General features: G+C 55.4%; 1 protein-coding gene. It reads right to left on the bottom strand.

Annotated elements, in window-relative coordinates; all coding sequences use genetic code 11:
* The coding region (locus NE664_14890) for an ATP-binding cassette domain-containing protein (protein ID MCQ4727922.1) at positions 1-408 on the bottom strand (408 nt) is incomplete at both ends.

The raw sequence follows: 408 nt of genomic DNA, 5'->3' as shown, positions 1-408 counted from the left end.
CCGGAACCGCACCCGCTCCTTGGGGTCCAGCCCTGCGGTCGGCTCATCGAGAACCAGAACCTCCGGATCGTTTAACATGGCCTGTGCGATCCCCAGCCTCTGCTTCATACCGCCGGAAAAAGTCTTGATCTTCTTGTTTTTCACCTCAGACAGACCCACCAGTTCTAAAAGTTCCCCCGTCCTTGCCGCGGAAGCACTCTTTCCCAGCCCCTTTAAAGCCGCCATATACATCATAAATTTATCCGCCGTAAATTCCGGATAATAGCCAAACTGCTGCGGCAGATACCCCAGCACCATCCGGTAGGCATCCCCCTGTTCCGAGATTGGCCGTCCGTCATAGAAGACTTCCCCGGAAGTCGGTCTTAAGATATCACAGATCATGCGCATCAGCGTGGTCTTCCCCGCCCC

This window comes from Anaerotignum faecicola, from assembly GCA_024460105.1.
Classification (GTDB): domain Bacteria; phylum Bacillota; class Clostridia; order Lachnospirales; family Anaerotignaceae; genus JANFXS01.
Note: the sequence above shows the minus strand (reverse complement) of the source record. Positions and strands in the feature narration are given on the sequence as shown.